This is a genomic window from Paenisporosarcina sp. P4_D4, assembly GCF_056401835.1.
This window is the reverse complement of sequence record NZ_JBFUIO010000130.1, coordinates 1-5206: the sequence shown is the minus strand read 5'-3', so window position 1 is coordinate 5206 and position 5206 is coordinate 1. Positions and strand designations below refer to the sequence as shown.

At 38.5% G+C, this 5206-nt stretch carries 3 protein-coding genes and 1 pseudogene; 1 reads left to right on the top strand and 3 read right to left on the bottom strand.

Features of this window, described 5'->3' with window-relative positions; genetic code table 11:
* On the top strand, positions 1-2027 hold a 2027-nt coding region (locus AC1DSL_RS15590; RefSeq protein ID WP_477532881.1), incomplete at its 5' end, for an S-layer homology domain-containing protein.
* A gap of 207 nt (positions 2028-2234) precedes the next feature.
* Here the strand turns inward: AC1DSL_RS15590 and murJ are convergent.
* The 3 genes and pseudogenes from murJ to AC1DSL_RS15575 all read right to left on the bottom strand — a co-directional run.
* Entirely contained in the window at positions 2235-3755 is a 1521-nt protein-coding gene (murJ, locus tag AC1DSL_RS15585) for a murein biosynthesis integral membrane protein MurJ (protein ID WP_477532880.1), read from the bottom strand.
* 54 nt (positions 3756-3809) lie between these two features.
* Positions 3810-4982: a glycosyltransferase family 4 protein gene (locus AC1DSL_RS15580; RefSeq protein ID WP_477532879.1), complete on the bottom strand. Its 1173-nt coding sequence runs from the start codon at positions 4980-4982 to the stop codon at positions 3810-3812.
* 15 nt (positions 4983-4997) lie between these two features.
* Positions 4998-5206 (bottom strand): annotated as a pseudogene (locus tag AC1DSL_RS15575) (polysaccharide pyruvyl transferase CsaB); the annotation flags it as partial.

Sequence of the window (5206 nt, the reverse complement as noted above, 5' to 3'; positions counted from 1 at the left end):
TGAAACATATAAAGAAGGGTTTGCTTCTTGTGGTCATGTTCACGTTGGCATTTACGATGTTATTGACGACACAAAAAGTAAAAGCCGATAGCCATGATGATATTACCGGTACTTTAGCACCTGAGATGAGAGAAGCTGTTAAACGGGGAATTTTGTTAGGTTATGGAGAAGGAAAATACGGCCAAGAAGAACAAGTAACACGTGCTCAATTTGCAGCATTCATAAAAAGGGCTTTGAATTTACCTGAAGCACAAGCCACTTTTAAAGATGTTACACCAAATATGACATTGGCTGCTTCTGTTAATGCTGTGGCTGGTGCAGGTATTATGCAAGGTGTAACGTCAGATAGATTTAATCCTGATGCCTTGATTACACGTGAGCAAGTTGCTTTGACCATTGAAAATGCATTGATCTACAGTAAAATGGAATTAGTAAAAAAGGAAACCCTTTTTTCAGATGCTAGTTTAATGACATCAGCAACGAAATTAGCAATTTTTCATGCAACTAATTACGGAATTATAAACGGTATTCCGAATGACGATGGGACAATGAGATTTGAACCAAAATCTAATGCGACTCGAGCGCAAGCAGCCGCATTTATCGTACGTTTCTTAGAAGCGAAAGAGAGCTATGTGCCAACACCACCCACTGAACCTGAGCCGGAGCCACCTATTGATACAACTAAATACTACAATGCCATAATTAAAGATGGTCAACTTGTGAAAGGGCAATCGGAATATATTACATATGATGCTGCAGCTTCTGCTTTCAGAAGTAATCCTTCTGCCAAAGCAATCTATAAGGGCAATGAAATGATTCAAATTAAAGACGGTCTTGCTTATGCAAAGCATTACACGCCAGGATCTACAACTGTCATTTATTCAGATAACACTTTTTCAAAACAAGTCACATATATTCAATATGGTAGAGAATTAAAATTACTGGAGTCCAATGACAAATATGTAAAAGTTCAAGCTGGTGGAACAATTGGTTTTGCGAAACAAAGTGAAATTGAATATATTCCGCAAGAGCTGATTACAAATAAAGATTACTACATGCCGTCATCTACAGGTGTGTTAACACATTTTACTTATAATCATGCCAATAAATCGTTTGGTTTTGGTGGCTATCAAATTGGACCTGCACCAATATTTATGACGAATCTTCAAAAATATTATTCTCAGGATGGCGTCAATTTCTATCATGAAAATGGTGTATTCGCAGGTCAGCACTATCCATATTTCCAATACTTATCAGCAAGAAGTAAAACGAACTATACAGCAGATGAATTGAATCTTTATATTATGGATCGTTTAAAGACTGTTTCTTCAAAATATCCTACGGCATTAACCAAATCGAAACTGATTGGGCTAGGTGCTTTCTTAAAAGAAGTGGAAAGTATTTATAATGTGAACGCGCTCTTCATCCTTAGTGCGGCGATGCATGAGAGTGATTCGGGAATGAGTGTGAATGCACAGACGAAGAACAATCTTTTCGGTATTAAAGTATTTGATTCAACACCTGAAGATGGAGAATCATATATCAAACCTGAAGATAGTGTCGTGGCATTCGTGACACGTTATGTGAATTTAAACTATGGTCCGCCTACTGGCACATATGCTAAAGGTTTGGCACCTGGAAATAAATCTTCAGGTATGAATGTTCATTATGCTTCTGATCCAAACTGGGGAGCTAAGATTGCTCAATATATGTGGCGTGGGGATACTTTACTAGGTTACAAGGATAGTGGAGTAAATGCGAAACAATTGGCAATGACAGCTCATAATGGTGTAATCAACGTGAGGTCTACTCCTGAAGTCAAATCAGATAATCTATTATTCACATACAAAGCAAAAGACTTAGGTGCTAACAATAGCTTTGGTTATCCTTTGGTGATTTTAGATGAAAAAATTGGTTCGGATGGAAATAAGTGGTTTAAAGTCTTATCAGATCAAAATTCACCTGCAGATTTCGGGTGGATTCGTGAGAAAGATGCAAACTACACACTTGTAAAGAAAATTAACTAGCATAGGAAAGACCGTTTCGTATTTATACGAAACGGTTTTTTTGAGTTTTATTATAAGGTTATTAAGGCTATTTTTTATATAAAAATTAGCGAGAATCAGATTCCTTTCTTCGGACGAACTTGCAAGTCTCCTCACTCATTACGATTGTTTAACAATGACTTTATCAAAAGAAAAAGCTTCTGGCACTGGCCAGAAGCTCACTAACTATTATTTAGATCGTTTCACCATACTCAACATGCGATTGAAGCCAGTCGGGTAAGTGACTTTTAATGACGCTGCATATACAATAACCCCTATTGGCACAAGTACCGCTAGCTGGATTAGCGAATACCAATCCTCCGCACCTAAAGCAATCTTAGCTCCCCAAACCACAAGCCCCATAAGGACTGCAGGTATGATTACTCTGACACTCATGCGAGCAAATCGAGCAAACTCAGACATTCCTAAATCTCTATAAACCACAATCATAGACACGGTAAAGTAGTAAATGCTGACGACGGACGCTGCGACGGCGAGTGCAGGGTAGCCATAATCATCAACTAACCACCAGTTTAATAAGAAATTTAATAAAATTGTCGTGACACTTATTCGGAATACAACAGCTGTTTTTCCGCGAGCATACATCGATTTGGATAGAATCAATTGCATGCCCTGGAAAACGATAATTGGTAGGTAAAATAACAAGGCAATATACGTATTATCTGTATCTTGCGCTGAGAATTTTCCATGCTCATAAATGAATGATACAGCTGCGTCACCAACAACCAATAAACCCACGGTAATTGGTAACAACGTAACAAGAGAAATTTCCATACCACGGAAAAAAGTATCTTTAAATTTCTTAATATCTTCCGTTTGTTCACTCATTAGTGTAAAGATGATGGCTGCTAAAGTTGTCGCATAAATCGCATTCGGTATGCTGATTAGAAGCGATGAGTTGTTTAAATACGTAACTGCACCGTCAGCGACACCCTCACCAGATGCGAAAGCTTTATTGACGAACAAATTTATTTGCCCAACCACAGAGTTCAATAAAGAAGGGATAATCAATATAATGAAGGCTTTTTTGAAATCCGGCTCCATAGTGAAATCCATCCGCCATTTATAATCGGAACGGCCTAGGAAATATAACTGAATAACCACACCTAAAATTGTTCCGAATACAAATCCGTAGACCAGTGAATAAATTCCCCATACATCACTGAAGAAAATGGCGAAAATGGCTGCCATCAATGTAGCTAACAACTTCGCTAATTGTGAAGGTACAAATATGCGCCGGGACTGAAGATAGGAATCCAATAGTCCGGTTAACGCAATTAACATCATGAATGCAAAGAAAATCTGAGTCATTTCAACGGCATACGGCTCTATGCCTGCCTTCATATTGGGATAAATGACGGGAACAAACTGTTTCGCAAAAAACCATCCCAAAATACTGATAAAACCAAAGATGATCATTGTCCAGTTCAGGAGGGCATTCGCATTTTGTTCACTAGTATCCAATCCTGTTTTTTTACGTTTAATATACATTGGCAAAAATACATTATTGAAGCCTGTAGATATCATGGCCACCACTAATGTAATAAAACTGAAAGCGAGGTAGTAGCCATCTGTTTCATTTGATACCCCAAACTCATTCGCGACTACTGCTTCACGAACGAACCCTGATAATTTCAGCAATAAAGCAAGTCCTGTTGACCATAACGCAGCTTTCTTCAAGTTACTCATCTTACACCTACCTATTTAGAAAAACTCCTTGCTATAGGAGCAAGGAGCCTTAGATTATTTAGAGATTGCACGTTTATAGATACTTTCATATTTTTCGGCAGCTGCGTAATGAGAATATTGGTCCACGATTTTTTTGCGTGCAGCATCAGCCAGCTGTGATCCTTCTTCACGGTTTTCAAGAAGATGAATCATGGCATTTGAAAGATCTTCAATGTTTCTTTCTTCAACAAGCAGACCATCTTTTTCATGGTCAACAATTTCTTTTAATCCACCTACAGCACAAGCGATTAGTGGTACACCTGAGCCCATTGCTTCAAGAGCAGAAATGGATGTAGCTTCTTCAACTCCTGCACTATATATAGAAGGAACTAATACAACATCACTTAGAGCAAAGTACTCGATCATGTCTTTATGAGCAACGGCGCCTAGTAATGTAACATTGTCTGCTACGCCTAGTTCTGCAGCTTTAGATTTGATTTCATCAAACATTTCACCTGTGCCTGCAAATAGTACACGAGCGTTCGGGAATTTCTCCAAAACAGGTGGGAATGACAATACTGGATAAATAACGCCATTTTTACGAGTTAAACGACGTGGAACGAAGAAGATAAGTTCATCTTGATTTAAGCCATATTTGTCACGGAATTCACGGCGACGTTCAACTTCTGGTTTAAATGAATCTACATCAATGAAGTTTTTAATCATCGTTCCGTCAACGTTTGTTTCACGCTTCACATAATCTTTAATGCGTGTATCAACCGTAATGACTTCGCGTGTAGCCGTATATCCTACACGTTCTACTGCCATTAGCTTGTCCGCATGTTTTGATCCTTCAGCAACAGATCCTTTTGAAATACCTTCATACGTTAAATAACCATGAACAGTGGTAACAGTCGGAAGACCTGCTGCAAGAGAAGCACGAGTGGCGAATACGTCTTGCGCATTAACTACGTCGTACGCTTTATATTTATCTTCACGTAACATTTTTTCGAGGAATGCTTGGCGACGTTCTAACGTCCACACATAACCAGCACCTAAAGAAATCTTGTTTAAAATAAACGACGGACCACGTGCAATAAAATCACGTTTCCATTTTGGTACATCAGAGAAAGATAAAGTATCCACTTGATGTCCACGAGCTTCAAGCCCGGATTGTAATGTTGTCATATGTGTCGAAAGGCCACCTAAATGAGGATAGTCATACGACGTGACTAATAAAATTTTCATGAATGACAATCTCCTTTAGTTTCCGAATTTTTCTTTTAATAAATCCAAGTTGCGCATAGCTTCACGACGAAGTTGATCGACATTAGGTTCCATTGTTTTCTGTGCAGCTTCTTTGTTGTCAAGTAAATAAAGGGCATTCTCAAGAAGTTTTGCCTGATCAATTTCACCTAAACGGAATGAGTAGTCCCACATGCCAGAACGTTTTAGAAAGCTTTCTACTTTCT